22 protein-coding genes are annotated in these 23,242 nt (G+C 31.7%); 9 read left to right on the top strand and 13 right to left on the bottom strand.

The genetic code is table 11. From position 1 onward, the window contains the following. Positions 1 to 62: 62 nt before the first annotated feature. From V6251_RS03060 to rpsF, 6 genes are all read right to left on the bottom strand, one after another. Positions 63 to 530: a DUF6495 family protein gene (locus tag V6251_RS03060; protein ID WP_341586990.1), complete on the bottom strand. Its 468-nt coding sequence runs from the start codon at positions 528 to 530 to the stop codon at positions 63 to 65. A 5-nt stretch (positions 531 to 535) separates the two neighbouring features. Further along, positions 536 to 1,474: a glycerophosphodiester phosphodiesterase family protein gene (locus V6251_RS03065; protein WP_341586991.1), complete on the bottom strand. Its 939-nt coding sequence runs from the start codon at positions 1,472 to 1,474 to the stop codon at positions 536 to 538. 87 nt (positions 1,475 to 1,561) lie between these two features. Beyond that, entirely contained in the window at positions 1,562 to 4,678 is a 3,117-nt protein-coding gene (locus V6251_RS03070) for a TonB-dependent receptor (protein WP_341586992.1), read from the bottom strand. 129 nt (positions 4,679 to 4,807) lie between these two features. Beyond that, the gene (gene rplI, locus V6251_RS03075) at positions 4,808 to 5,251 is read right to left on the bottom strand and encodes a 50S ribosomal protein L9 (RefSeq protein WP_145002098.1); all 444 of its coding nucleotides are present in this window, start codon (positions 5,249 to 5,251) and stop codon (positions 4,808 to 4,810) included. A gap of 13 nt (positions 5,252 to 5,264) precedes the next feature. Continuing rightward, positions 5,265 to 5,561: a 30S ribosomal protein S18 gene (gene rpsR, locus V6251_RS03080; protein WP_028281796.1), complete on the bottom strand. Its 297-nt coding sequence runs from the start codon at positions 5,559 to 5,561 to the stop codon at positions 5,265 to 5,267. 2 nt (positions 5,562 to 5,563) lie between these two features. Further along, positions 5,564 to 5,902, bottom strand: a complete 339-nt coding sequence (rpsF, locus tag V6251_RS03085; RefSeq protein ID WP_145002099.1) for a 30S ribosomal protein S6 — start codon at positions 5,900 to 5,902, stop codon at positions 5,564 to 5,566. Between the two features lie 212 nt (positions 5,903 to 6,114). On the opposite strand from rpsF, the gene V6251_RS03090 reads away from it, so the two are divergent. After that, on the top strand, positions 6,115 to 6,810 hold the full coding sequence (locus V6251_RS03090; protein ID WP_145002100.1) for a LytR/AlgR family response regulator transcription factor: 696 nt from the start codon (positions 6,115 to 6,117) through the stop codon (positions 6,808 to 6,810). Positions 6,811 to 6,884: 74 nt separating this feature from the next. Here V6251_RS03090 and priA read toward each other — a convergent pair whose 3' ends face one another. From priA to nadC, 4 genes are read right to left on the bottom strand one after another with little or no spacing between them, the layout of a single operon-like run. Beyond that, entirely contained in the window at positions 6,885 to 9,338 is a 2,454-nt protein-coding gene (gene priA / locus V6251_RS03095) for a replication restart helicase PriA (RefSeq protein ID WP_341586993.1), read from the bottom strand. Between the two features lie 29 nt (positions 9,339 to 9,367). Further along, entirely contained in the window at positions 9,368 to 9,787 is a 420-nt protein-coding gene (locus V6251_RS03100) for a DUF2147 domain-containing protein (RefSeq protein ID WP_145002102.1), read from the bottom strand. A 2-nt stretch (positions 9,788 to 9,789) separates the two neighbouring features. Continuing rightward, a complete protein-coding gene (locus V6251_RS03105) occupies positions 9,790 to 10,719 on the bottom strand; it encodes a YihY/virulence factor BrkB family protein (RefSeq protein WP_145002103.1) in 930 nt (309 codons plus the stop codon). Positions 10,720 to 10,755: 36 nt separating this feature from the next. After that, the gene (nadC, locus tag V6251_RS03110) at positions 10,756 to 11,616 is read right to left on the bottom strand and encodes a carboxylating nicotinate-nucleotide diphosphorylase (RefSeq protein WP_341586994.1); all 861 of its coding nucleotides are present in this window, start codon (positions 11,614 to 11,616) and stop codon (positions 10,756 to 10,758) included. A gap of 198 nt (positions 11,617 to 11,814) precedes the next feature. Between nadC and V6251_RS03115 the strand changes: the two genes are divergently transcribed. From V6251_RS03115 to V6251_RS03135, 5 genes are all read left to right on the top strand, one after another. Next, complete coding sequence (locus V6251_RS03115; protein ID WP_341586995.1) at positions 11,815 to 12,591, top strand: hypothetical protein; 777 nt, start codon at positions 11,815 to 11,817, stop codon at positions 12,589 to 12,591. A gap of 31 nt (positions 12,592 to 12,622) precedes the next feature. Beyond that, the gene (gene rlmH, locus V6251_RS03120) at positions 12,623 to 13,096 is read left to right on the top strand and encodes a 23S rRNA (pseudouridine(1915)-N(3))-methyltransferase RlmH (RefSeq protein ID WP_145002106.1); all 474 of its coding nucleotides are present in this window, start codon (positions 12,623 to 12,625) and stop codon (positions 13,094 to 13,096) included. Positions 13,097 to 13,129: 33 nt separating this feature from the next. Then, positions 13,130 to 13,705, top strand: a complete 576-nt coding sequence (locus V6251_RS03125) for a non-canonical purine NTP diphosphatase (protein ID WP_341586996.1) — start codon at positions 13,130 to 13,132, stop codon at positions 13,703 to 13,705. A gap of 318 nt (positions 13,706 to 14,023) precedes the next feature. After that, positions 14,024 to 15,904 (top strand): DEAD/DEAH box helicase, encoded by a 1,881-nt coding sequence (locus V6251_RS03130; protein ID WP_341586997.1) that lies wholly within the window; start codon positions 14,024 to 14,026, stop codon positions 15,902 to 15,904. Between the two features lie 114 nt (positions 15,905 to 16,018). After that, positions 16,019 to 16,864 carry a carboxypeptidase-like regulatory domain-containing protein gene (locus V6251_RS03135; protein ID WP_341586998.1) on the top strand — a complete coding sequence of 282 codons (846 nt, stop codon included), beginning with the start codon at positions 16,019 to 16,021 and terminating at the stop codon, positions 16,862 to 16,864. Between the two features lie 79 nt (positions 16,865 to 16,943). Here the strand turns inward: V6251_RS03135 and V6251_RS03140 are convergent, their stop codons facing one another. Both V6251_RS03140 and V6251_RS03145 read right to left on the bottom strand, forming a co-directional pair. After that, positions 16,944 to 17,603 carry a TrmH family RNA methyltransferase gene (locus tag V6251_RS03140; RefSeq protein WP_292946636.1) on the bottom strand — a complete coding sequence of 220 codons (660 nt, stop codon included), beginning with the start codon at positions 17,601 to 17,603 and terminating at the stop codon, positions 16,944 to 16,946. A 62-nt stretch (positions 17,604 to 17,665) separates the two neighbouring features. Further along, entirely contained in the window at positions 17,666 to 18,493 is an 828-nt protein-coding gene (locus V6251_RS03145) for a hypothetical protein (protein ID WP_341586999.1), read from the bottom strand. Positions 18,494 to 18,598: 105 nt separating this feature from the next. Between V6251_RS03145 and V6251_RS03150 the strand changes: the two genes are divergently transcribed. The 3 genes from V6251_RS03150 to V6251_RS03160 all read left to right on the top strand — a co-directional run bounded on the left by V6251_RS03150 (position 18,599) and on the right by V6251_RS03160 (position 21,324). Continuing rightward, complete coding sequence (locus V6251_RS03150; RefSeq protein ID WP_341587000.1) at positions 18,599 to 19,270, top strand: SIR2 family NAD-dependent protein deacylase; 672 nt, start codon at positions 18,599 to 18,601, stop codon at positions 19,268 to 19,270. A 2-nt stretch (positions 19,271 to 19,272) separates the two neighbouring features. Continuing rightward, entirely contained in the window at positions 19,273 to 20,199 is a 927-nt protein-coding gene (locus V6251_RS03155) for a DUF4421 family protein (RefSeq protein ID WP_341587001.1), read from the top strand. 117 nt (positions 20,200 to 20,316) lie between these two features. Beyond that, positions 20,317 to 21,324: a hypothetical protein gene (locus V6251_RS03160; protein ID WP_341587002.1), complete on the top strand. Its 1,008-nt coding sequence runs from the start codon at positions 20,317 to 20,319 to the stop codon at positions 21,322 to 21,324. On the opposite strand, the gene V6251_RS03165 is transcribed toward V6251_RS03160, so the two are convergent. Beyond that, positions 21,325 to 22,962, bottom strand: a complete 1,638-nt coding sequence (locus V6251_RS03165) for an ABC-F family ATP-binding cassette domain-containing protein (protein ID WP_341587003.1) — start codon at positions 22,960 to 22,962, stop codon at positions 21,325 to 21,327. It lies immediately after the preceding gene. Positions 22,963 to 23,242 lie beyond the last annotated feature (280 nt).

A 23,242-nucleotide genomic window follows, 5' to 3' on the forward strand; every position in this document is an offset into this window, starting at 1 on the left:
TAACAAAAATACTGGTTTTAATTTTAATTTCTTTTAAGGACTATTGTGTTTTCAGGAATTAGTTAGTTGATTAACTTATTCATGTACTCATACAATTCTCCTTTAGTAATAGCACTTCCTGATTGAATAAGCTTAAATTTATCTAAGTTTTTATCCTGAGAATAGTCCTTTTTACCTTGTGTAAATGTTACTGACTCGTCCATTAAATTTTCGCGCAACCAATTAAAACCATCTGGTGTTGTAACATCTATTGGACCATCTATCTTGATACCTATGACGTGCATATGGTCGTCATTAAAAGTAAATAAGTGTAAGTTATGTGCAGATATTTGCTCCACATAATTTACTTGGTTTAAGACACCTTCCCAAACTAAATCACTAAAAACATCTAGCTCCTGTTCTGCTACTTCTGGTTTATCTTTTTTTAAAGTTTCCCACTCGTCTGCTGTAATAGTTTGTGTTGCTAAAAAGTTTATAAACTCTTTATGTAATTCTTCAAATTGTTCTTTTGTAAGTCTAGAATACTTCATTTTTTCTATTTCTTAATATTTAACGCTTTAGCGACCGCAAAAGGTCTGTCTGTTGCAAAAACATCTATTCCTTTGTCTTTCCATATGGTATATGGTACTTCTCCTTTAGCTTGAGCTTGTTTGTCTAAGTTACCTAAAGTTCCTAAAATAGTTTTAATACCATGAGATTGTACTGTTTTATAAAAGTCATTTGGTGATAACTTAGTACCTGTAAAGGCTAACATATTTTGAGTTGGTATGTTAGAATGTAATAACCAATCTAATTCTTTTTGATTTCTGGCAGAAACAGATAGTAATAAATTAGGTGCTAATTTATGTGCTTCTGTTGCTTGCTCCATATCATAAGTTATAATTATTGATACATCTTCTGCTTCTACTTGTTTTACTAATGCTACAATAGCATCAAAAGACACGCTTTTTTTCTTGTCTAAAGTTAACACGACATTGTTTTGTTTAGCCCATACTAAAACGTCTTTTAATGCTGGAATTTTAAAAGTAGTCTCATTACCGTAATCATCTTGCAGATTAAAAGCCTGAAGCTCTTCAAAAGTATATTTATTTAATCTATCTGTTCCTGTGGTTGTACGCTCTAAAGTATTATCATGCATTAGCACTAATACATTGTCTCTAGTTTGTGCGACATCAATTTCATAAATAGCAGGTATGCTATCGTTAATGTATTTTAAGGTTTCTAAACAGTTTTCTGGATAGTTTTTTAACCCTTTACCACCTCTATGCACACTGATAATAACGTCTTGCTCTGGTGTATATTTAAACGTGTTAATTAAAGCAGAAGGTTTTAGTTTTGGTGTTGTAACTACTGTTTCATTTACAACAGTTGCCTTTTTATCATTATTCTTGCACGATATAAAGCTAATTGCAATTAATAAAAAATATATTGGGTTAATGGCTTGCTTTCCGCGAAAGCGATTTAATAATTTCATTGAGTATTGGTTTTTATATTTTTTAGTGTAAAAAAAATGCGCTCCTGTAAAGGAGCGCAAATTTAAAAAATATCTGTGACGTATGGACTAGAAAATGTATCTAACTCCAAATTGTGCTTGCCATCTTGACAAAAGACTTGTGTCGTATGAAAAAGTTTCGGTTACACCTGTAAAGGTATAGGTTGGCACACCAGATGCATCTACATCTACACCAACTGGTTGTACAGATGTTGGTTGTTGTACTACTCCCCAATCACTATTTAATAAGTTACCTAAGTTTAATATGTCAACGCTAAATTGGATTGTGTTATAATTATCTCCACCTACGTTAAATTTATAGTCTTGTAATAATTTTAAATCCCAACGTCCTCTCCATGGTGCTAATGCTCCGTAACGCTCTACATAATCACCACGACGATCACTTAAGTAATCATCTTGTTGGATAAACGCTTCAAAAGCTTCTGCTTGACCTGCACCTGAGAATTGCATTTGTTGTAACTCTGAAGAAGTTGGAACATATAACAAATCATTTAAGTTAGATCCATCTCCATTTAAATCTCCTCCATAAGTGTAGTTAAAACGTCCGCCTTGTGCGTATTCAAAAAATGTAGAGATTGTAGTAGCCCATTTGTCCTTACCATAAGTAAACTTTTTACTTGCTACACCAATAAAACGGTGTGTGTCTCCATATTTAGAGTAAGACAACACGTCGTTGTTAGCATTACCAACTACTGGGTTAAATGCAAAAGCATCTCCAGTGATTTCGGCTTCAATTGAGTTAACGTCTTTTGAATTTAAATAGTTGTATGCTATAGTTGTATACAATCCGTTATCAAATGTCTTTTGTGCTTTAGCTGTAAAATTCCAAACGCGTCCTTTATCCGAATTTGTAAAAACATAAGCATTATTAATAATGTCACCTGAGGTATAAATTGGTCTTGTATCTCCTGGAGCATTTAGTGTTCCTGACGGATTACGAAGTCCCCAATTTTGAACGTGTGCTCCATTAATATCCTTAGTATAAGAGATATCTCCTGTTGCAATAATACCGTTTTCAAATCTGTAATCTGTACCTATGTTTGTTCTCCATACTTGTGGAAATTTAAAATCAGGATCTACTACTTGGTAAAAAAATACTTCTGGATTAGCTATTTGATTACCTAACCAAACAAATGGTAAACGACCTGTAAATAATCCTGTCCCACCACGTACTTGAAAACTGTTATCTCCTTTTACATCGTAATTAAAACCAACTCTTGGAGAAATTAACACTTTGTTTGAAGGCATTTTAGTGTTATCTAAAAACACACCTTCTCCTGTATTTGGATTGATATACTCAATACCTGGAGAGTAACAACATGCTCTGTCGATAACCTCTTGTGCTTTTGTAGAAGAATCAAAAAATAATGGTTTATCAAATCTTACACCATAGGTTAATTTAAAGTTTTCTGTAACATTCCATTCATCTTGTAAATAAAATGCTAATTGTCCAACATTAGTTTCTGCCAGAGCAAATCCTCCTGCAACACCTTCTCCGTTTGCTTGTAAACTAGCATCTGCAGCAGCAGCTTCGTTAAATAAATTTTGTAATTGACCAGAATCCACAAAGTTTTGGAAATCATCCATTGTTGTGGTTGGGAAGAAAACCCCTTGTGCACCATAAGCACCTAAATTAAAAGAGTTATCAAATTGAAATTTTTCATATGAAAAACCAACAGTATATGTATGATCACCTTCTACATAATTTAAATTATTAGAAAATTGAAACACCTTTTGGTCTAATCTATTATTAATTGAAAATGGCTCATGACCAGCAATTATATAGTTTGATCCACCATCTGTAATTGTAATCGTTGGTGCTGGTGAAGATAATGCGTCTCTAAAATCATCAAAATGCGTATAACCCATTTGAAATTTATTAGTCACATTTCCTGATAAAGTAGAATTTAACTCAACTTGTACTGACTGTATATTGTTATTAATTTCATAACCCGTATTTTCAAATTGTAGTGTATTAGTATTAGGACCTCTAAATCCTAATGCAGATGGATGGGCTGGCTTTTCTTTAGAGGCATTTAAAAAATTATAAATTACCGCTAAACGGTTATTATCATTAATATTCCAATCTAATTTAAATAATCCTTTAGTAGAGTTTGAGTCGTAATTAAATCCTTCAAATCTTCCTGGATCATATCCCAAATCCAATAATGCATTTTGTACAGTTAATAAGTCTTCTAACTCTACTCGACTTTCATTAATTGCACCTGTCCCTCTATTTGGAGCAAATCCGTTTGTTCCTAAATCTGAACGCTCATCTTTTTCAAAGTTTGCAAAAAAGAATAATTTATTTTTAATTACTGGACCTCCAATACTAATTCCGTATTGATTCTGCTCTAAATCTGATTGAAACACGTCTTCTCCTCTTATTTTACCACCAGTCATGTCTTCATTTCTTGTAAAACCATAAACTGTACCATGAAACTCATTAGTTCCACTTTTTGTTACTGCATTTACTGCAGCACCTGTAAAACCAGATAATGTCACATCGTAAGGCGCTAATGATACTTGTATTTGATCGATAGCATCTAAAGATATTGGTTGCGAGTCTGTTTGACCTCCAGGAGTTGCTGCATCTAATCCAAACGGATTATTAAATACTGCTCCATCCAGTGTAAAGTTGTTAAACTGGTCGTTTCTACCTCCAAAAGAGTTTCCTGATGATGACGGTTCTAACCTAGTAAAATCTGAAGCTGATCTAGAAATTGTTGGTAACGTAGTTAATTCACGTCGTCCAACACTTGTTTCTGCTCCTGTTCTATCACTTCCAAACGTTCCGGAAGACGATCCTGTAATTACGACCTCATCTAGCGATACTTCACTAGAACTCATAACCGCATCTAAATTTGTTGTTTTACCTAATGTTAAATATACATCAGAAAAAATTTGATCTTTAAAACCAACATAGGTTATAGATACTTTGTATGGTCCTCCAACCCTAAGGTTAAGTAAATTGTAACGACCATCCAAATTTGTAATTGCACCATACTTTGTTCCTGTTGGCTCATGGATAGCAACAACATTAGCTCCAAATAATGGCATATTAGCGTCTTCTGTAATAAGTCCCTTAATATTAGCTGTGGTAACTTGTGCAAAACTTAATACTGTAAATAGCAATAAAGCTATAGTTAAATTTAGTTTTTTCATTGTGTTGTGTGTTTGTTAGACATTATGCGTGCATAATATTTAACAAAAATATAACAAAAAAAGCCACTCTAAATAGAGTGGCTTTAATATTATGATATAATTTATTAACGTATTGTTAACAAATCTAAGTTATGCTTGCGCTACAACTTCAAATTCTAAATCAACATTTACAGCTCTGTGTAAACGTACTGCTGCGTTATATTTACCTAAACGCTTAACTGTAGTTACAGAAATGTATTTTTTATCGATGTCTTGACCTTCTTTAGCTAATGCTTCAGCAACGTCAATGTTGTTTACAGATCCAAATAATTTGTCTCCTTGACCAACTTTAGCAGCGATTTTAATTTCTAAAGCTTTTATTGCTTCAGCCACTTTATTAGCTTCTTCAACTTCTTTAGACTCTTTGTAAGCACGTTGCTTTAAAGTTTCTTCTAATACTTTTTTAGCAGATTTTGTTGCTAAAACAGCATGACCTGTAGGGATTAAAAAGTTTCTACCATAACCGTTCTTAACCGTTACAACATCGTCTTTAAATCCTAAATTCTCAACGTCTTGTTTTAATATAAGTTCCATTGTTATGATATTTTTATTTTAATAAATCTGCTACGTATGGCATTAAAGCTAAGTGACGTGCTCTTTTTACAGCTACAGACACTTTTCTTTGATACTTTAATGACGTACCTGTTAAACGTCTTGGTAAAATTTTACCTTGAGCGTTAACAAATCCTAATAACCAATCTGCATCTTTGTAATCTACATACTTGATACCAGACTTTTTGAAACGACAATACTTTTTGTTTTTGTTAGTTTCAATATTTAAAGGAGTAAGATATCTAATTTCTCCTTCTTTTTTTCCTTTTGATTGTTGTTCTATACTTGACATAATTACGCTTTTTGTTTAAGTTTAACTCTTCTACGTTCCGCCCATGACACTGCATGTTTGTCCATAGTTACAGTTAAGTAACGCATAAAACGCTCATCACGTCTAAACTCTACTTCTAAAGGATTGATTACTTCTCCTTCTACTTGGTACTCAAATAAGTGATAAAATCCACTTTTTTTGTTTTGTATTGGGTAAGCTAACTTTTTAAGTCCCCAATCTTCTTTTGATACCATCTTTGCTCCTCTAGATACAAGAAATTCTTCGTATTTCTGTACTGTTTCCTTTATCTGTGTTTCAGATAAAACGGGATTTAAGATGAAAACAGTTTCATAATGATTCATAAAAATCTAATTTATTTGTGTTAAAAATGAGTGCAAAAATACTTCTTTTTATTTAATCCCACAAATAGTTTTTAATCTAAATTTAAACTTAATTTACAGCCAATTAAAAGTCTTAACTAAATGTTAAAAACTACATTTTAGCGATGTTTTTTGGTTTTAATCCCTTTTTTTTGTACTATTGTCGATAACTTAACCTATAAAGAACATATACTATGATATTAAATTGTGTAGTAGTTGATGATTCAGCGATACAAAGACTTTCTATTGTAAAATTAATAGAGAATAATAATCATCTAAATTTAATTGCTGAATACAGCAGTGCTTTAGAGACTAAAAACGGTTTAAATACCCACAAAGTTGATCTTATCTTTTTAGATATTGAGATGCCTGTTTTAAATGGTTTTGAATTACTTGACGTACTTAACAATAAACCCCAAATTGTTTTTGTTACAGGTAAAACAGAATACGCTTTTAAGGCATTTAATTACGATGCGACTGATTATTTACAAAAACCTATTACTAGAGAACGTTTTAGTCAAGCTGTTGATAAAGCTGTAGAGCATCATAAATTAAAGTTAGATTATAACCAAGAGGAAGGAGAACATATCTTTGTTAAGAGTAATCTTAAAAAGCGAAAAGTTTATATCAGAGATATTAAATGGATTGAAGCACTTGGTGACTATGTAAAACTAGTTACTGAGGATACAAGCTTAGTGGTATTATCTACAATGAAAGCTTTTGAAAGCGAATTACCTGACGGTAAGTTTTTAAGAATCCATAAGTCTTACATTGTAAACCTTGACAAGGTTGATCGCTTTAACAGTAAAAATGTTGAAGTTGGTGCTTATGAAATCCCGTTAAGTAGAAACAAAAAAACACAATTAGTAGATGCTTTAAACAGTATCTAATCACAAAATAAAATGCCCTAAAAAAAACCTGCTTTTAAAAGCAGGTTTTTTTTATACCTAGTAGTTAATTAAACTTAATAGTTATCGACGTTAATAACAACTCTAACACCTTTAAAATTACCAATAGCCTCAAAACTAGTATGTACTTTTTTGATAGCTTCTTTAGTTTTACCTAAGGGTTGACCTTGCGGAATCTTTATTAAAATGTTTTTATGATACTGGTTTCTTATTCTTGATATTGGCGGAAACTCTGGTCCTAAAACATTATGCTTAAACAACTGTGTTAATGCTTTTGCTAGCCAATCTCCTGACAAATCTACCTTATTATAATCCCTATGCTTAATCGTTATTTTAATTAATCTGTAAAATGGTGGATATTTATAATTATAACGTTCTTCCAGTTGCTCCTTATACATTCCAATATAATCATTGGTAGATACTTGCTGCAAAATTTTATGGTAAGGATTATACGTCTGGATTAATACTTTTCCTTGTTTTTGGGTACGTCCTGCTCTACCAGAAACTTGTAACATTAACTGAAAACTCCTTTCATGCGCTCTAAAATCCGGAAAGTTTAACATATTATCGGCATTCATTATTCCTACCAACTTGACGTTTCTAAAGTCAAGTCCTTTAGTTAACATTTGCGTACCAACTAAAACGTCAATTTCTTGCTGCTCAAAAGCTGTAATAATTTTTTCGTAACCAAACTTACCTCTTGTAGTATCCAAATCCATACGACCTACTTTAAGATCTGGAAACAGTAATTTGACTTCGGTTTCTATTTGCTCTGTACCAAAACCTTTAGTATCTAAACCTGGTGTACCACACGCCATACATTTTAGCTGCATAGCACTATTATAACCACAATAATGGCAACGTAATTGTTTGCGGTATTGATGATAAGTTAAACTAACGTCACAGTTAGGGCATTGTGGCGAATGTCCACACGTATTACACTCTACAATTGGAGAATATCCTCTTCTGTTTTGAAACAATATAATCTGATGTCCATCTGCAATAGCTTCAGTCATTTCTTCTATTAATCTATCAGAAAAATGACCTTTCATTTTTTTCCGTTTCTGCTTATCTTTAATATCTACAAGCTCGATATCAGGCAATTGCACGTTATTGTATCGTCGATTTATTTCGACTAAACCGTATTTTTTATCTTGTGCATTGTGATAGCTTTCAATACTTGGAGTTGCACTTCCTAATAGTGTTTTTGCTTTAAATATTGAAGCTAAAACTACAGCGACATCTCTGGCATGATAACGTGGTGCTGGATCAAACTGCTTAAAGGAAGACTCATGCTCCTCATCGACGATAATTAAACCTAAATCGTTAAATGGTAAAAAAATGGACGATCGTGCTCCTAAAATTATTTTCGCTTTCGCGGAATTATTTAGCACTTGGTTATAAACCTCAACACGCTCATGAGCAGAATACTTGCTATGAAACACTGCAACCTGCTCTCCAAAGTAATTTTGAAGTCGTGTTACTAATTGTGTTGTTAATGCTATTTCTGGCAATAAATACAACACCTGTTGTCCTTTACTTATAACAGCTTCTATCAGTTTTACATATACTTCTGTTTTACCGGAAGATGTTATACCATGTAATAACACAACATTTTGTGTTTGAAAACTAGTCTGAATTTCTTGCAATGCTTCAGTTTGATACTGATTTAATGCTTTTGAATCCTCAGTATCCTCACCTTCATACACCACACGATCTGTTTGGATATGATAATCCTCCAAAACATTTTTATCAATTAAAGCCTTTACGGTTGCAGAAGACGCTTGACTTTCTGTGATCAAATCTGTTACTTTAACAGGTTTTTTGGTCTTTGCCGAAATAGAAAATAATGTAAGCACAACGTCACGTTGCTTTTTAGCACGATTACTTAACGTTTCTAATAATTGATTTAATGCTTCTTGACTATTGTAAGCGTCTGTTAGCTTGACATATCTAACATATTTTGGTTTATACTTATCGTAGATTTCTTCATTTAAAATAATAGCTTCTTTTTCTACTAATCTCTTGACAACCGGAAGCACATTTTTTTTATCCAAAATATTAGAAATATCCTGAATTTTAAGCGACGATTGATGCTGCAATGCTTCGTAAATCAAATACTCGTCGTCTTTTAAATCGTTCTCATTTAAATCTAAAGCATTGTTTTTACTTATTATAGTTTCGCTTTCAAGCAAAAAAGCATTTGGTAAAGCTGCACGCATTACTTCGCCTTCTGTAGACATGTAATATTTAGCAATCCAATGCCACAATTGTAATTGTGTTTGGGTTACAATGGGTTGTTCATCTAAAATTTGATGAATCTCTTTAGCCTCATATATAACAGGTGCTGTTTGATGTATTGCAGCTACAATACCTGTGTAAATTTTTGTTTTCCCAAAAGGGATAGACACACGCATACCAATAGTTAAAAACTCGCTTTCTGCTTGCGTGATACTATATGTAAAACGTTTTTCTAATGGTATTGGCAGTATGACATCTATAAAATGCAATGGTTAGGCTGTTGTGTTTAATTAATATATTATTGTATTCTTTCCCAATATTGTGTCGAGTAGAAAAAACCAATATAGCCTCTAACCTGAAGTTTTCCTTCATCTGTTACGATTAGTCTTAAATCGTACTCTTTACCATTTTGCGGATCTACGATAGTTCCGTTTTTAAAGTATTTACCATCTTTGGTCATACTTTTAATAATATCTAAACCTAAAATTGGCTTATTATAATCGTCACCTTTACACTTTACGCAAGGTAAGTCACGTCTTTCTTTATTAAAAATCTCGATAATTTTGCCAAAGACCTTTCCGTCTTTTTTGTAAATCTGAACAATAGACTTAGCCTCTCCAGTTTCGTCATCAATGGTTTTCCATTTTCCTAAAATATCTTGTGCGTTTACTGAAAAACCAAAGATTAATACTATTACAATAATGATACTCTTTTTCATAATTAAAAACTTTTACGTAGTTGTTTTAAAGACATGTTTAACTCAAAACCTAATAACAAAATATTAGCATTAAGCCATAAATAAAATAATAAAATTAATAATGCTCCAATTGATCCATATAACTCATTATACTGAGCAAAATTTTCAATATAAACACCAAATAAAAAGGAGGTTACTAAAATTAAAATGGTAGTAAATAATGCACCAATCGAGAAAAATTTAGACGACTTCCCTTCTGCTGTACCAAAATAGTACAACACTGCTGTTGCTATGTATACCATGACTACAAAAAATCCGTATTGTGCCAACGTACTCCATATACTAACTTGCCTTTTGGCAATATAACCATGATTGGTTAAATTATCGATTACATAGATATTAAAATAACCTAAAACAGCAACGGTTATAATTAGTAAAAACGACAAAATTAACGCAATGCCTAATGCGTAAAAATATTGTTTAAACACATTGCGTGTTAATTGATCGTGATACGAGTTTTCAAACCCAGAAAATAAAGCATTAATACCATTAGCCATTAAAAAAATGGATAATAAAAATACGGATGATAATAATCCTCCATTTTGATTTCCGCCAATATTGTTAAATATATTATCCGAGAAAAAATCTGATGTGGTTGGCGGTAAAATAGATTCTAAAAACACCAAAAAATCTGTTTGAAAATCTTCTATTGGAATATAAGGAATAACAATAATTACAAATAACAAAAACGGAAATAACGCCATAAAAAAGCTGTAAGCAATTGCACTTGCTCGTGCTGTTAAGGCTCCTCTAGCGATACCAATAATGTACAACTCTATTAAATCGTATAATGACAAACCTTCTAGTCCAGGCAATTTAAACCTACCTAATAGCTTAACCAAAAGGTTAACCACAGGGATTTTACTAAGCTTTTCTTCTATTGCTTGAGACATTATTTAGATAAAATTATTGTACTGTTACAGGATGTATTAATCAACTGCTTTTAAGCTTAAATCCATGTTATAAACCGAGTGCGTTAATGCACCAGAAGAGATAAAATCTACACCACATAAGGCATATTCTCTAATCGTTTTTTCATTAATACCACCAGAACTTTCTGTTAAACATTGGTCACCAATTAATTTAACTGCTTTTTTAGTGTCTTCGTAATTAAAATTGTCTATCAAGATTCTGTAAACGCCATCCGATTTTAAAATCTCTTTAATTTCGTCTAAATCTCTAGCTTCTACAATTATCTTTAAATCACGATTGGTCTCTTTTAAATATTGCTTTGTTTTATCAATAGCTTTTGTGATGCCTCCTGCAAAATCTATGTGATTATCCTTTAACATAATCATGTCATAAAGTGCAAATCTATGGTTTTCTCCTCCTCCAATTTTTACAGCCCATTTTTCAATAGCTCTAATACCTGGAGTAGTTTTACGTGTGTCTAAAACTTTAGTACCTGTGCCTTCTAACAAATCTACAAATTGTCTTGTTTTTGTTGCAATAGCACTCATACGTTGCATAGCATTTAATACTAAACGTTCTGCTTTTAATATAGATTGTGATGCACCTGTAACATAAAATACAATATCACCATATTTCACTCTGCTTCCATCCTCAATCAAAGTCTCTACAACTAGGTTTGGATCTACATATTTAAATACTTGTTTAGCAAACTGGACACCAGCAATAATACCATCGTCTTTAACTAACAATTTTGCTTTACCTTCTGCAGTAGCAGGAATACAAGATAATGAGCTATGATCACCATCGCCAACATCTTCTCTAATCGCGTTGGTAATGATTAAATCTATTTCTTTATCAAATTGGGCTTGACTTATCATGTGTTTCTTATTTGATGTAAAAATAACAAATGCTTGTTGAATAATTATTTAAGAAACATTATTTTTGAAAATAAATCTATCACTATTGACCTTTAATCACTTACAATACTAAGTTAGTAAACTTCAAACCTAAATAATACACCCATGTTTAATCGTTCTACTTTTTTTCTGCTACTAATTTTTCTTTTTTGTACTGCTATGCTTAGTCAAAACTCAGTTTACATAGATGAAGATTTTACAACAATGGATTCTATTAGCTATTATAAAAAATGCAAAGGGATTACAAAAAAATGTTTACAATACAAAACAGATAGTTTGACTGTAAATAAGCTTTCTCCAATGTATCGTTTTGGCAAATTAAAGGTTGATGAATACGATCAAATTAAGACCTTAATACAATCTCAATCCAACAATACTAAGGATAATAAATACATTGTTATAAAATATTATGATTCGATTTTTGGATTTGAAAGAGCAGAAAAAATTCATACTAAACACAAAATAACAGAGTCTTTTTATAGAGGCTCAGGCAAAGTGTATGTAAGACAAGTAAAAAGTCATCCGTTTAATGAAGACATATTTAAAGAAGAAAGAGCAGATTGGCAAAAAAGAAGAGAAAAATGTATTGAAAAATATGAAAAACGCTATCCATTAGATTTTGTTCATATGTACAAAACTGAAGAAAACGCTTTAAGTACTTATGTGGATTTTGAATGGATTAAAGATCAAGGCGCTTTTAAAAACAAGTTTTTTGACGTTCAGAATAATTATAACCTACTAATAATTAAATCTGATGGCGAATACTTTTTAAGTGGTGGACATCTAACAAATAGTAAATTTGAAAAGCTACTTAAAACAGACGATTGGACAAAATTTAAAGCCGACCTTGAAGCGTCTAACACTAAAAATTTTACCGAAGGAAAAGGTATATTTAGTAAATATGAATTTTACCATAACAGCAAACACTGCTTTTAGTAACACATCAAACTAATTCTAAAATTAACATATGACTATCAAACTGCTTGCTATAGGCAAAACAGACAATAAACAACTACAACAGTTAATTGATGATTACACAAAACGATTAGGCTTTTATATAGGTTTTGATTTAGAAATTATACCAGACTTAAAAAAAGTAAAAAACCTTAGCGAAGACCAACAAAAACAGAAAGAAGGCGAACTAATTTTAAGCAAACTTAAACCTACGGATATTTTAATATTATTAGACGAAAATGGCAAACAATTTGACAGCGTTGGTTTTGCAGATTATTTACAAAAACATATGAATTCTGGAGCAAAACAAATAGTATTCGTAATTGGTGGTCCTTATGGATTTAGCCCAGAAGTTTATGCCAAAGCACAAGGAAAAATATCGCTATCTAAAATGACATTTTCTCATCAAATGGTACGTCTATTTGTTATCGAGCAATTATATCGTGGCTTTACCATTTTAAGGAACGAACCATACCATCATAGGTAAATCAATTTAAATTAATAATCAAAAATTATATACATGCAACTTGTTTTTGCTACTAATAATCTAAATAAAGTTAAAGAAGTCCAAGCTTTAATTCCTTCACACATAAAACTACTTACCCTAAAAGATATTGGATGCTTTGAGGATGTACCAGAAACCCAACCAGATATCAAGGGTAATGCTATACAAAAGGCAGAATATATCAAACAAAACTATGGTTATGATTGCTTTGCAGATGACACAGGATTAGAAGTAGATGCTTTAAATGGACAACCTGGCGTTTTTAGTGCCAGATACGCTGGACCACAACGCAACGACAGCGATAATATGGATTTATTATTAACCAATCTTACAGGTAAAAATAATAGAAACGCACAATTCAAAACAGTCATTGCGTTACACATAAATAACAAATTAGACACGTTTACTGGTATTTGTAAAGGCAAAATTACTACAGTTAAGTATGGAGAAAAAGGCTTTGGTTACGATCCCATTTTTAAACCAAATGGATACACATACACTTTTGCCGAAATGGATTTAACAGAAAAAAACAGTATTGGACATCGTGGTAAAGCGGTACAATTATTAGTCAATTTTCTTAATAATCTTTAAATAGGTTACAGGATTTAACAAATTGAATTCAATTAAGCCAATAATTATCTTTTCAAGGTTAATTTCATGACTGTTTGTAATGTATTCATCATAGTCACAAAAACACTTACGCCTTTTATTTAGTGCACTTACAGAGGATAAAATAATAAAAATTGAATATCAGAAATAAAAACGTACCTTTGCACCTTGAAAAACCCAAGAGGGTTATTTTATTCCTCAGAGAGAGGATGTGTTATTAGAAGTTTAGGTTAAGTATATTCAATGCGCTTCTATTTGTAACACCAAACAGATTGACATTGAAATACATACTATAAAAGAATGAGCACATTCCAAGATTTAGGTCTAAACGAAGATCTATTAAAAGGTATTGCAGATTTAGGTTTTGAAACACCATCTGAAGTACAAGAAAAAGCAATCCCAATTTTATTAAACCAAGAAACAGATTTAGTAGCGTTAGCGCAAACTGGAACTGGTAAAACTGCAGCATTTGGTTTTCCAATGTTACAAAAAATTGATGTAGACAGTCGTACTACACAAGGTTTAATATTATCTCCAACTCGTGAGCTATGTTTACAAATTGCTAACGAGATGAAAGCTTACGGAAAACACCTTAAAGGGTTAAACGTTGTTGCTATTTATGGAGGATCAAGTATTACGGATCAAGCAAGAGAAGTAAAAAGAGGTGCACAAATTATTGTAGCAACTCCTGGTCGTATGAAAGATATGATCAACCGTCGTTTAGTAGATATTACTAAAATTCAATATTCTGTTTTAGACGAAGCAGATGAGATGCTAAACATGGGTTTTAAAGAAGATATTACAGATATTTTAGCTGGTACTCCTGAAGACAAAAACACATGGTTATTCTCTGCAACTATGCCAAAAGAAGTGGCAAGTATTGCAAGAGATTTTATGAACAGCCCACAAGAAATTACTGTTGGTCATAAAAACCAAAGTACAGATAACGTATCGCACGAATACTATCTAGTAAATGCACGTGATCGCTACCAAGCTTTAAAACGTTTAGCAGATGCTAATCCAGATATTTTTTCGGTTATATTTTGTAGAACAAAACGTGATACTCAAAAAGTAGCAGAAAACTTAATCGAAGATGGTTATAGTGCAGGAGCATTACATGGTGATTTATCACAAAACCAACGTGATATTGTGATGAAACAATTTAGATCTCGTCAAATCCAAATGCTTGTTGCAACAGATGTTGCTGCACGTGGTATTGATGTAGATGATATTACACACGTAATTAATTACCAATTAAGTGACGAGATAGAAACTTATACACACCGTTCTGGTCGTACAGGTCGTGCAGGTAAAACTGGTGTATCAATGGTAATTGTTTCTAAAAGTGAAGTACGTCGTTTAAAAAGTATCGAACGTATTATCAATCAAAAATTTGAATTAAAAGAAATTCCTAACGGAATGGAAATTTGCGAAGTACAATTAATGTCTTTAGCAAACAAAATACATAACACAGAAATTAATCACGAAATTGACAAGTATTTAGAAGACATCAACGCGTTGTTTGCTGATACATCTAAAGAAGAGTTAATTAAAAAATTCTTTTCTGTAGAGTTTACACGTTTCTTTAATTACTATCAAAAATCTAAAAACCTAAACGTTACAGCTGGAGACTCTGGACGTGATGGTGGTCGTGAAGGAAGATCACAATCTTCTGGAAGTGCTGCACGTTACTTTATTAACGTTGGAGAAAAAGATGGTTATGACTGGATGAAATTAAAAGATTTCTTAAAAGAAGTTTTAAATTTAGGTCGTGATGATGTATTTAAAGTTGATGTTAAAGAAACATTCTCTTTCTTTAATACTGAAAAAGAACACCAAGAAAAAGTCTTAGCATTCTTTACAGACTACAAGGACAACGGACGTTTTGTTAATGTAGAAGTTACAGAAGACAGAGGCGGAAGTCGTGGTGGTGGTCGTGATAGAAACCGTGGAGGTGGCGGAAGACGTCGCGATGGTGGAAGTGGTGGCGGAAGACGTCGTGACGATAAACCAAGAGGAGAAAGACGATCGTCTAGAAGAAGCGATGACAGTTCTGGTAACAGAAGTGACAGACGCAGAAGTAGCGATAGTAGTTCTGAGAGATCTAGTCGTTCTAACAGAGATAAATCAGAGTTTAAAACCTCGCACTCTAGACCTACACGCTCTAGACGTAAAGATTAATACAACCTACTAGTTAACTTAAAATTAAACCTTTTTGTTAATATTTAGTCAAAAATAAAAGAAGACGCTATTTATAGCGTTTTCTTTGTTATTTTTATAACTGAAATTTCATACATGAAGTACTACTTATTTATTTTACTAGTTGGTTTAAGCACAACTTTTGGTTTTTCTCAAACTAAAAAAGAAAACACAAAAGTAGTAACTTCTATCAAAAAAAGTATTGACTCTTCTGCTGTAAAAGCAGAATCTACTGTCAAAGGTATAATTATTGATGCCACTTCAAGACAACCTTTAGAAAACGTAAACATTGTTAATCTAAATCAAGTTATAGGTACAGCTACAAATGATAAAGGTGAATTTGAATTGCGTGCACAAGCAAATGATACCCTTCACCTATCCTATTTAGGTTTTAAATCCATTAAAGTTAAAGTAACTAACGACTGGGTTGATCAAATCGAAAAATCTACTATTACACTTACAGAGTTAGCTTTAGCTCTCGAAGAAGTTGTTGTTACTGGATTAAAATTAACAGGTTATTTAGAAGTAGACATTAAGCAAGTAAATATTAACACAAATTATAGATATAGTATTTCAGGTCTTTCTAATGGTTATGAAGCCGGAAAAAAGCAACCTAGTGCTGTAACTAAGGTTTTAGGATCAATATTTAATCCGCTTGACTTTTTATACAATACCTTTAGTAATAAAGGGAAAGAGCTTAGAAAGCTAAAAAAAATGAAAGAGGATGATAATATACGTAACACGTTAGCTACACGCTTTGACAGAGAAATGTTGATAGCATTACTTGGTGTTAATAAAGTTGATTTAGACGAAATTGTTAGCCAATGCAACTACTCGGAAGAGTTTGTAACAACAGCTAATGACTTACAAATATTAGATGCTATTAGTGAGTGTTATGAAGAATATAAGGTTTTAAATCGTGGTCGTAAAAAAAGACTATAATTAAACTATTTTACAAGAAATACAAAAAAGCTCAAATTAATTTAATTTGAGCTTTTTTTATATACTAAATTAAAGTCAATCACGATTTGTCGCTGTAAAATCGCGCAACTATGTCGTCATAACTCTTAATTGTTTTTTTACACCAATCTAGTCTTTTTTCTAACTTTTCGTCTTCAGTTAATTGCCAATTAATATCTGTTTTTTTCAACTTAGATGTTGCATGTTGTAAAATAATTGCAGCACTAACAGATATGTTTAAACTTTCAGTAAAACCAACCATTGGTATTTTTAAAAAGCTATCTGCTTGATTTAAAACAGCATCAGATAAGCCTTCAGTTTCTCTTCCAAAGAAAAAACACGCTTTTTTAGTGACATCAAAATCATACAAATCACAATCATCGGTATGTGGTGTTGTTGCTACAATTTGATACCCTTTTTGTTTTAAGTTTTTAATACAATCTGTTACCGTATCAAAACGGTTTAAGTCTACCCATTTTTGCGCTCCCATGGCTATTTCACCATCAATACTTTTACTATTAGTTTCTTCTACAATATTTAATTCTTGTAAACCAAAAACATCACAAGTACGCATGACAGCACTAGTATTATGTAATTGGTAAACATCTTCTGTTGCGACAGTAAAATGTTTTGTACGTTGATCTAAAACTTGTTTAAACCGTGCTAATCTATGGTCTGTTAAATAGGTTTCTAGATGTTGTAATAATTGTAAGTCTATCATGGTATAAAAATAAAAAACCTGATGGTATTAGCATCAGGTTTTTAAATAGTTTAATAATATAATTAATTGGCTCCTATGTTACCTTGTGCTAGTATAACCCCTAAATTAGTTGCGCTTAAGTGCACATTAACGTATCCATTGACAGTAAAAACATCGTCAAACCCAAATGGTGTACCGTTATCTAATTGTGCCACATTAGTTTTACTAATTCTAGAAACTACAGGATTAAATGTAAAAGCAATAGCTCCTGGTGCTGTTGCTACACTTCCTGAATGGATATGTGCTGGATGTACACCTCCTTCAGGGCTTCCTACTAAAGATATTTCAGCAAGAGCTTCACCATTAACGCGTTCAGTAAAGGTTATGGTTCCAGAAATATCACTCACATCAACTTCGCTTAAAGGATAACTAAAAGTATTTGTTGTTAATATATTTTGACCAATATCTGACTGTGTTACAATAACGTTGCTTGTTTCGCTTTGATTGATCACAATATTTCCATCAAAATCTAATAAGGCTTCATAAGATATAGTGGTACCATCTTCTAGTGTAGAAAAGGTGGTTCTGCTTTTTCCAGAATTACCATCAATAGGAACTAGATTTATTGCTACTTGGCTATTTGCACCATCATAATCTGCTGCTGTGTCAAAAGCGATTTTGGCAGGATAAAACTGATTAGATTCGGTTCCAACCAAATTAACTTCGATAGTTATTGTACTGTTGGAATTTTTAAAATATTCTATTGTACCAAAGATATTAGAGTCACCAAATGCTTCGATATTAAAAATTTCTGAAGCTATTGATGTTATTTGTTCTGAAGCATCATCATCAGAACAATTGGTAAATAATGTAATAGAAATACAAAGAAAAAGATACTTGAGGGTTTTCATGGATTAATTTTTTAAAATGAATAACTTAAATTTTTTACTAAGCTTTAAGATATTAAAGGGAATTAATCTTAAGTTTATAATCGAAATTCAAATGTAGTAAAAAAAATGAAACATCTAGTAGTACTTACAGGTGCAGGTATTAGTGCTGAAAGCGGAATTAAAACGTTTAGAGGTGCAGATGGGCTTTGGGAAGGTCATGACGTTATGCAAGTAGCCTCTCCAGAAGGCTTTGTAAATAATCCAGCATTAGTCCTAGAGTTTTACAACCAACGTAGACGTCAACTATTACAAGTAAAACCTAATAAAGCACATTTAGAGTTGGCTAACTTAGAAAAACATTTTAAAATTACTATAATTACTCAAAATATTGACGACTTACATGAACGTGCTGGAAGTACAAATATTATCCATTTACATGGCGAATTATTAAAAGTGCGAAGTACAAAAACCGAAACTAACATTTTAGATTGGAAAAAAGATTTAAACCTTGGTGATTTAGACAGTAATGGTCATCAATTACGACCACATATTGTATGGTTTGGAGAAGCTGTACCTTTAATAGACAAAGCTGTAGAGGTTTGCGCGACTGCAGATAAATTATTAATTATAGGTACCTCATTACAAGTGTATCCTGCTGCTAATTTAATGCATTATGTGCCAGAAAACACACCAACCTTTTTTATTGATCCTGATCCTTCAATTTCTAGCTCAAAAAACTTAACTGTCATTGCAGAAACTGCCACTAAGGGTATTGACACATTTATCTCTGTTTTATAATTATGAGATATTGGCTTGTAGTATTAATTTTGTTTTTATGTACAATTGTAGTTGGTCAAAACGCTGTACTTTCGTTTAGAGAAAATCTATTATTAAAATCAAATATTAACACGCAAAACGAATCCTTTTCAATACAAAACAACAACCAATCTATTCTTGTTAATGCTAATAATACCTATCGGTTAGAAGTTGGTGCTAACTATAAATTTTTAGGATTAAAAATTGGATTTTCGCCAAGCAGCAGATCTTCTGATTTTAAATCAAAATTTTTGAATTCGCAATTAAATATCTTTATTAAACAGTGGATACAAAGTTTTGAGTATAGAAAAGTAAAAGGTTTTTATCAAGAAAACAATGCGCAGTTGTTGGCTCAATTTCCTGATTTAAAAACAACAAGTTGGCTTGGTACAACCTCTTATGTTTTAAATGATAATTTTTCGTTGAAACATTTAACACATCTAAATGAATGGCAACGAGAAACAGCTGGTAGTTTTGTCCCAACTTTAAAATACGGTTTTAATAGATTAAGTAATATTATTGATTATCAAAAAGTAGCAGAAAATAGTTTTGACCTTTCCTTTGCTCCTGCTTATTATTATACTTGGGCCTTCAAGGAACATTGGTTTATATCCTCGTCTATTGCTCCAGCTGTAGGTGTTAGGTTTACTACCGAAAAACTAAACACTGCTATAAATAAAGACACTTTTATATCGAGAGCATTAGATTTAACACTACAATTTGGATATACTTCTGAAACGATAAGTGCAGGAGCTAGTTTTAATTTTGACTCTAATGCTATTAATAAGGATCTGACACAAAGTATGGTTAACGATAAAAGTTATGCTAGTCTTTATTTTGGCTATAGGTTTACGCCTCCAAATTTTTTAAAACGAACGGTAGAACAAATAGAATCCACCATAGGCTTATAAAAAACAATCAAACAAACTGAAAACCAAATGGTTAAATATACTTAATCAAATTAGTTATTATGGTCAAGGTGTTATATATTTAATCAATAATCGCTATTAACCAACCACTAAATAAATATGAATACTAAGAAGATAGACCTTCTTAATATTGGACTTATTACCATATCATTATTGATTGCAATAAAAATTCCTTTTGAATTGTTTTTGTTTTCTTATGCTATTTTAGGACCATTACACTATTTAACCGAAATTAATTGGTTAAAAGAACGTAATTACTTTGTACAGAATAATATAAAGTGGACGTATTTTTTTACTGTTTTTGCCATAATACTGGCTATATATCCTGTTTACAAATTTTTAGATTTAGGCTTAAATAATACCTTTAATGATCTTTTAAAATTAATAAACCAAAACACAAACGCTTTGCTGTTAATAGGATTTTTTCTTGCTGTAGGATTAATATTTGTTAGCAAGGTTAAACATCTAATACTCATATTATTTATTGCTATAGTATTAGCCTTCACTTTAACATTGTATGTGCCAAAATACTTGTTATTTGTTGGGCTATTTTTACCAACGCTTATACATGTGTATCTGTTTACTTTTTTATTTATAATTTTTGGAGCTTTAAAAGCTAAAAGCAAGTATGGATTTATATTGGCTTTTATATTATTATGCGTTCCTATTATTATTTGGCAAATTCCGATAAATGCCAAAGGTTATAATTTGTCACAAAGTGCTATTGACACTTATGTAGATAGTAATATGATGGGAGTAAATAGTACTATAGCAGGCTTTTTAAATCTATTTGAAAACGGAAAATTTTATGCACTATCTGAAGTAGGTTTAAAGATTCAAATATTTATAGGTTTTGCGTATACCTACCATTATTTAAATTGGTTTTCAAAAACATCAATAATAGGTTGGCAAAAAGCTATCTCTGTTAAAAAAGGGTTTTTAATATTAGGTATATGGATAGCTTCAGTTGCATTATACTTATATGATTATAAAACAGGATTAGTTGCTTTATTCTTTTTAAGTTTTTTGCACGTATTTTTAGAGTTTCCTTTAAATGCGCTAACAATAAAAGAAGTCTTTTCTATTAAAAACTATAAGCTAAAATAGCTATTTCATTAAATTAATATCTGCAATACTTTTAATACGGTTTCGTTCTAAAAAGGCATCAATAGTTTCAAAATGCTCAATTACACGTTGGTCTTTAAATTCGAAAACTTTTTCTGATAAACCTTGTAAAAAATCTCTGTCGTGAGACACCAAAACTAATGTACCATCAAAGGATTTTAATGCTTCTTTTAAAACATCTTTAGATTTTAAATCTAAGTGGTTAGTAGGCTCATCTAGTATTAATAAATTAACAGGTTCTAATAATAACTTAACCATTGCTAATCTTGTTTTTTCTCCTCCAGATAGCACACCTACTTTTTTATCAATATCATCGCCTTTAAACATAAAACGACCTAAAATATTTTTAATTCCAGTCCTAGCGTCACCTTTAGCTACCTCATCTACAGTTTGAAAAACCGTTAAATCATTATCTAACAAAGCTGCCTGGTTTTGTGCAAAATAACCGACTTGCACGTTGTGTCCAAGACTACACGCTCCATCATAATCAATTTGCCCTAAAATAGCTTTAATCATAGTAGATTTACCTTCTCCATTACGTCCAACAAAACTAACTTTTTCGCCTCTTTTAATAGACATATTAGCGTCACTAAACACAACGACATCGTCATATTTTTTTGTCAAATTTTGTACAGATACTGGATAATCTCCTGATCTTGGTGCTGGCGGAAAACTAAGTTTTAAAGCTGAGTTATCAACTTCATCAATCTCTATAATTTGTAGCTTTTCAAGCATACGCTCTCGTGATGTGACTTGGTTTGTTTTAGAGTAAGTCCCTTTAAAACGCTCAATAAAAGCCATATTGTCTGCAATAAATTTTTGTTGCTCTTGATAGGCTTTAATTTGATGACTACGTCTATCTTCTCTTAATTGTAAATAATGACTATAATTAGCCTTATAGTCGTAAATACGACCCATTGTTACCTCAATAGTACGATTGGTTATATTATCAATAAAAGCTCTGTCATGCGATATTACCATTACTGCATTAGCTTTATTAACTAAAAAGTCTTCTAACCATATAACAGATTCTATATCAATATGGTTTGTTGGCTCATCTAATAAAATTAAATCTGGCTTTTGTAATAAAATTTTAGCTAGCTCAATACGCATACGCCATCCACCAGAAAACTCGTTAGTTAAACGCGTAAAATCTTCTTGTTTAAAACCTAAGCCTTTAAGTGCTTTTTCCACTTCTGCATCGTAATTAACATCCTCTAAAGCATAATATTTTTCGCCTAAATCAGATACTTTTTCAATGATAGCCATGTACTCATCGCTTTCATAATCTGTTCTAGTTTCTAAAACTTTATTAAGCGCTTCCATTTCGTCACGCATAGCATAAACGTGCTTAAACGCTTTTGCTGCTTCTTGAAAAACAGTACAATCATCCTCTGTCAATAAATGTTGCGGTAAATAAGCAATAACAGCGTCTTTAGGTGCTCTTACATGACCTCTTGTAGGCTTTTGTTCGCCTGCAACAATCTTCATCATGGTTGATTTACCTGCACCATTTTTACCCATTAAAGCGATTTTGTCTGTTGGATTAATTACAAAAGACACATCACTAAACAAGGCGGTTCCGCTAAACTCTACTGCTAAATTATCTATAGAAATCATAGTCTGTTTTTTAAAGTTGCGAAAGTAATAAAAAGTGTGGATTTACTTCTATTTAATATTTGATTTTGTCTGTTATTTCAAGTACCTTCGATAATATTCTAACCCTATTATAATTTAGACAAATATCAATTTATCTCAAACCCATATTGTACCTAAACAACATGTACCAATAAGACTTCAAGATTATGGTGTTGGTATTTTTGAAGCTGCATTAACAAAATCTGCTTTAAAAAAAGTTTTAAAAAAGCAATACATAACTGTAAATGGTAACATTGCAACG

Origin of the sequence: Olleya sp. Ti.3.14 (assembly GCF_038154885.1) — a bacterium.
Taxonomy (GTDB): domain Bacteria; phylum Bacteroidota; class Bacteroidia; order Flavobacteriales; family Flavobacteriaceae; genus Olleya.

Bases quoted from the DNA above. Each gene is read 5' to 3' on its own strand.
- V6251_RS03130 (WP_341586997.1), top strand. From the start codon at position 14,024: ATGAGCACATTCCAAGATTTAGGTCTAAACGAAGATCTATTAAAAGGT.
- V6251_RS03150 (WP_341587000.1), top strand. From the start codon at position 18,599: ATGAAACATCTAGTAGTACTTACAGGTGCAGGTATTAGTGCTGAAAGC.
- V6251_RS03165 (WP_341587003.1), bottom strand. From the start codon at position 22,962: ATGATTTCTATAGATAATTTAGCAGTAGAGTTTAGCGGAACCGCCTTG.
- V6251_RS03100 (WP_145002102.1), bottom strand. From the start codon at position 9,787: ATGAAAAAGAGTATCATTATTGTAATAGTATTAATCTTTGGTTTTTCA.
- V6251_RS03070 (WP_341586992.1), bottom strand. From the start codon at position 4,678: ATGAAAAAACTAAATTTAACTATAGCTTTATTGCTATTTACAGTATTA.
- V6251_RS03135 (WP_341586998.1), top strand. From the start codon at position 16,019: ATGAAGTACTACTTATTTATTTTACTAGTTGGTTTAAGCACAACTTTT.
- V6251_RS03160 (WP_341587002.1), top strand. From the start codon at position 20,317: ATGAATACTAAGAAGATAGACCTTCTTAATATTGGACTTATTACCATA.
- rpsR (WP_028281796.1), bottom strand. From the start codon at position 5,561: ATGTCAAGTATAGAACAACAATCAAAAGGAAAAAAAGAAGGAGAAATT.
- V6251_RS03060 (WP_341586990.1), bottom strand. From the start codon at position 530: ATGAAGTATTCTAGACTTACAAAAGAACAATTTGAAGAATTACATAAA.
- rlmH (WP_145002106.1), top strand. From the start codon at position 12,623: ATGACTATCAAACTGCTTGCTATAGGCAAAACAGACAATAAACAACTA.
- V6251_RS03140 (WP_292946636.1), bottom strand. From the start codon at position 17,603: ATGATAGACTTACAATTATTACAACATCTAGAAACCTATTTAACAGAC.
- V6251_RS03125 (WP_341586996.1), top strand. From the start codon at position 13,130: ATGCAACTTGTTTTTGCTACTAATAATCTAAATAAAGTTAAAGAAGTC.
- V6251_RS03115 (WP_341586995.1), top strand. From the start codon at position 11,815: ATGCTTAGTCAAAACTCAGTTTACATAGATGAAGATTTTACAACAATG.
- V6251_RS03065 (WP_341586991.1), bottom strand. From the start codon at position 1,474: ATGAAATTATTAAATCGCTTTCGCGGAAAGCAAGCCATTAACCCAATA.
- V6251_RS03105 (WP_145002103.1), bottom strand. From the start codon at position 10,719: ATGTCTCAAGCAATAGAAGAAAAGCTTAGTAAAATCCCTGTGGTTAAC.
- nadC (WP_341586994.1), bottom strand. From the start codon at position 11,616: ATGATAAGTCAAGCCCAATTTGATAAAGAAATAGATTTAATCATTACC.
- V6251_RS03155 (WP_341587001.1), top strand. From the start codon at position 19,273: ATGAGATATTGGCTTGTAGTATTAATTTTGTTTTTATGTACAATTGTA.
- rplI (WP_145002098.1), bottom strand. From the start codon at position 5,251: ATGGAACTTATATTAAAACAAGACGTTGAGAATTTAGGATTTAAAGAC.
- V6251_RS03090 (WP_145002100.1), top strand. From the start codon at position 6,115: ATGATATTAAATTGTGTAGTAGTTGATGATTCAGCGATACAAAGACTT.
- V6251_RS03145 (WP_341586999.1), bottom strand. From the start codon at position 18,493: ATGAAAACCCTCAAGTATCTTTTTCTTTGTATTTCTATTACATTATTT.
- rpsF (WP_145002099.1), bottom strand. From the start codon at position 5,902: ATGAATCATTATGAAACTGTTTTCATCTTAAATCCCGTTTTATCTGAA.